General features: G+C 62.8%; 3 protein-coding genes and 1 tRNA gene. 3 read left to right on the forward strand and 1 reads right to left on the reverse strand.

What is annotated here, in order from left to right; all coding sequences use genetic code 11:
* A partial coding sequence (locus EN964_RS29540; RefSeq protein WP_164776073.1) for an amidohydrolase family protein occupies positions 1-1,111 on the reverse strand: 1,111 nt, incomplete at its 3' end.
* Positions 1,112-1,258: 147 nt separating this feature from the next.
* Here EN964_RS29540 and EN964_RS29545 point away from each other — a divergent pair.
* The 3 genes from EN964_RS29545 (at position 1,259) to EN964_RS29555 (ending at position 3,238) form a co-directional block, all read left to right on the forward strand.
* Complete coding sequence (locus EN964_RS29545) at positions 1,259-2,110, forward strand: alpha/beta fold hydrolase (RefSeq protein ID WP_127271933.1); 852 nt, start codon at positions 1,259-1,261, stop codon at positions 2,108-2,110.
* Positions 2,111-2,204: 94 nt separating this feature from the next.
* Positions 2,205-2,870, forward strand: a complete 666-nt coding sequence (locus tag EN964_RS29550) for an outer membrane protein (protein ID WP_127272804.1) — start codon at positions 2,205-2,207, stop codon at positions 2,868-2,870.
* Positions 2,871-3,152: 282 nt separating this feature from the next.
* A tRNA-Leu gene (locus tag EN964_RS29555) sits at positions 3,153-3,238 on the forward strand.
* Positions 3,239-3,321 lie beyond the last annotated feature (83 nt).

Raw genomic sequence — 3,321 nt, forward strand, 5'->3', positions numbered from 1 at the left:
CCCTGACGCCGCGTGCATAGACCTCGTCGATGGTCATTGCGGCGAGATCCGAAACGATCAGCAGGTCGGCCAGCCGGCCCGGCGCGATCGAGCCGATCTCGCGCTCCAGTCTGAAATGCTGGGCGGTGTTGAGCGTCGCCATCTGGATCGCCGTCACCGGCTTCAACCCCTGTTGGATGGCGTGGCGCACCACGCGGTCCATATGGCCTTCCTGGACCAGCGTGCCGGAGTGGCTGTCGTCGGTGCACAGGATGAAATTGCGCGGGTCGATACCGCTCTCCGTCACCGCCTTGATCTGCGAGGCGACGTCGTACCAGGCCGAGCCGAGCCGCAGCATCGCCTTCATGCCCTGGCGCACACGGGCGATGGCATCCTCGGCGCGCGTGCCCTCATGATCGTCCTCGGGGCCGCCGGCGACATAGCCATGGAACGGCAGGCCGAGATCGCGCGAGGCATAGTGGCCGCCGACCGTCTTGCCTGCATGAACCGTCGCCGCGATCTCGCCCGACATGACAGGATCATTGGCGGCGACACCGGGAAAATTCATCACTTCGCCCAGGCCGATAATGTTCTCCCAGGTCATCGCCTCCTCGACATCGGCGACCGTCAGCTCGGCGCCGGCATGTTCCAGCCCCGGCGCCGAAGGCACGCAGGACGGCATCTGCACATGCACGTTGATGGGCATGGCGACCGCTTCGTCATGCATCAGCCGCACGCCGGGCAGGCCAAGCACATTGGCGATCTCGTGCGGGTCGATGAACATCGAGGTGGTGCCGTGCGGAATGACGGCCCGGCAGAACTCGGTCACCGTCACCATGCCGCTTTCGACATGCATGTGCGCGTCGCAGAGACCGGGCACCAGGTAGCGCCCGCCGGCGTCGACCACCTTGGTGCCCTGGCCGATGGCACGGCTGGCATTGGGCCCGCAATAAGCGAAGCGCCCGCCGGCAATGGCGATGTCGGTGCCGGCGATGATCTCGCCCGAATGGACGTTCACCCAGCGGCCGTTGCGCACGACCAGGTCAGCGGGTTTGCGCCCCATGGCGACATCGACCAGATGTGTCGCCATCTCGGTCCACGGTCTGGGTTTTGCGAGCGTTGCTTTCGTCATTCGCGATTCCTTCGGTTGTCGCCAGTCTCGCAAATGTCGGCGGGCGCCGCCAGAGCCGTCGGGCCAACACACCGCGGCAGACTGAGCTTGTTGACTAATCTGGCCAAAGCGCGATGCTGGCTACGGACCGAGCCGTAAGGGGGAAACATGACCCGTTTTTGGAAAGCGTTCGCCGTCGTCATCTTGTTCGCAGCGTCGACCACTTTTGCCGCCGCCGAGGAACGTTGGCAGACCTTGCCGGAGCCTGCGGCCATGCCCAAGCCCGATCAGAGCGGATATGCGCCGGTGAACGGCATCCAGATGTACTACGCCGTTTTCGGAGCGGGTGACCCCGTGCTGCTCATCCATGGCGGCCTCGGCCACGCCGACATCTGGGCCAGCCAGGTGGCCACGTTTTCCAAAACCCACAAGGTGATCGTCGCCGACAGCCGTGGTCACGGCCGCTCCACCCGCACCGAGCAGCCCTATGGCTATGACTTGATGGCGTCGGACTATCTGGCACTGCTCGATTACCTGAAGATCGACAAGACCGCGCTCGTCGGCTGGAGCGATGGCGGAATTATCGGTATCGACATCGCACTGCATCATCCGGAGCGGCTGACAAGGCTCTTTGCGCAAGCCGCCAACGTAACCACCGACGGCGTCGATCCGGGCGTGATGACCAACAAGACCTTTGCCGCCTACATCGACCGCTCCGGCCGCGACTACAAGAAGATGTCGAAAACACCGGACCAGTATGACGCCTTCGTGGCGCAGATAAGCCATATGTGGGAGACCGAGCCGGCGTGGACCAAGGAGCAGCTCGCTGAGATAACCACGCCGACGGCGATCGTTGCCGGCGACCATGATGAAGCGATCAAGCGCGAACACACCGAATATATCGCCTCCGCCATCCCGGGCGCGAAGCTGATTATCCTGCCCAACGCCAGTCATTTCGCCATGCTGCAAGCGCCGGATGAATATAACCAGGCTGTGCTGGACTTCATCGACGCCAAATAGCGGATTCTGTGCGGCGACAGGGGGATTGCGATTGCGGCGAATGCGGTTATCCTTCTGGCGAGGATCTTTCTGAACCGTCATTTCGGGGAGTTCGATGTATCGCCTGATGGTCGCAAGTGCCGGTTTTCTTGCCGCTCTGGCCGTGCCGGCTTTCGCCGCCGACCCAGCGGCCGATGTTCCGATGACCGCGCCCGGCTTCGACTGGACCGGCTACTATGCCGGCATGCAAGCCGGCTATGGCTGGGGTCGGTCCGACATATCAGGAACAGAGGGCGAGCCGTTTTCGGCCACACCCGATGTTGACGGCGGTTTTGTCGGCGGCCATGTCGCCGGACTGTGGCAATTCGACCAGGCGGTGCTGGGCGCCGAGGCGGAACTCAACTATTCCTCGGTCCGCGGCACGACGGTATCGGCCTTCGGAAGCACATTCGGCACCGACATCAAGTGGTTCGGGTCGGTCAACGCCAAGGCGGGCTACGCCATGGACCGCTTGCTGGTCTATGGCATTGGCGGCGTCGCCTTTGCCGGCATCGAAACATCGCAAGTCGCGGGTCCGGCGTTCGACAGCACGCGCACGAATGTCGGCTGGACCGTGGGTGCCGGCGTCGACTACGCGTTGACCGACAAGTTCGTCGTCGGCGCACAGTATCGCTACTATGATTTCGGCTCCGAGCACTACGACGTAGCGGAACCCTTCAACGATCGCGATCAGAACGTGAAGCTCAACACGGTAGGCATCAATTTGAGCTACAAGTTCTGAGCAGGGCCACAATCGCGACGCTGCCGGACCAGGCAACCACTCAAAGGGCTCTTTCATGGAAGAGCGGCCGGCGCTCCCAGTGGGCGGGGGGAATGGGTTGGGCCTGAGAGGCGCCGGCCTTGGCGGATCAAATCCACCACACGCATCCTACCATTACCCGCCGCGCCGATAATTCCGTGATCGCGCCAGTATCATCAAGTCGCCCGGTCTGTTCGCACGTTCGGCGAACGCTCAACAACACGACTTGACGGGCTGTGTCTGGCGTCTGAAAAGGGCTGGCCTGCGGACGTGGCGGAATTGGTAGACGCAAGGGACTTAAAATCCCTCGATCTCTGATCGTACGGGTTCGATTCCCGTCGTCCGCACCACCCTTCGCTCTTCGAGCTTCGGGTGGCGGGCCACCTGAAGCTCGTTAGTGCATGCCGCCCAAAAGTGAACTCGGTTTTGGGAG

Origin of the sequence: Mesorhizobium sp. M7A.F.Ca.CA.001.10.2.1 (assembly GCF_003998575.1) — a bacterium.
In the GTDB taxonomy this organism is placed as follows: domain Bacteria; phylum Pseudomonadota; class Alphaproteobacteria; order Rhizobiales; family Rhizobiaceae; genus Mesorhizobium.

Bases quoted from the DNA above. Each gene is read 5' to 3' on its own strand.
- EN964_RS29545 (WP_127271933.1), top strand. From the start codon at position 1,259: ATGACCCGTTTTTGGAAAGCGTTCGCCGTCGTCATCTTGTTCGCAGCG.
- EN964_RS29550 (WP_127272804.1), top strand. From the start codon at position 2,205: ATGTATCGCCTGATGGTCGCAAGTGCCGGTTTTCTTGCCGCTCTGGCC.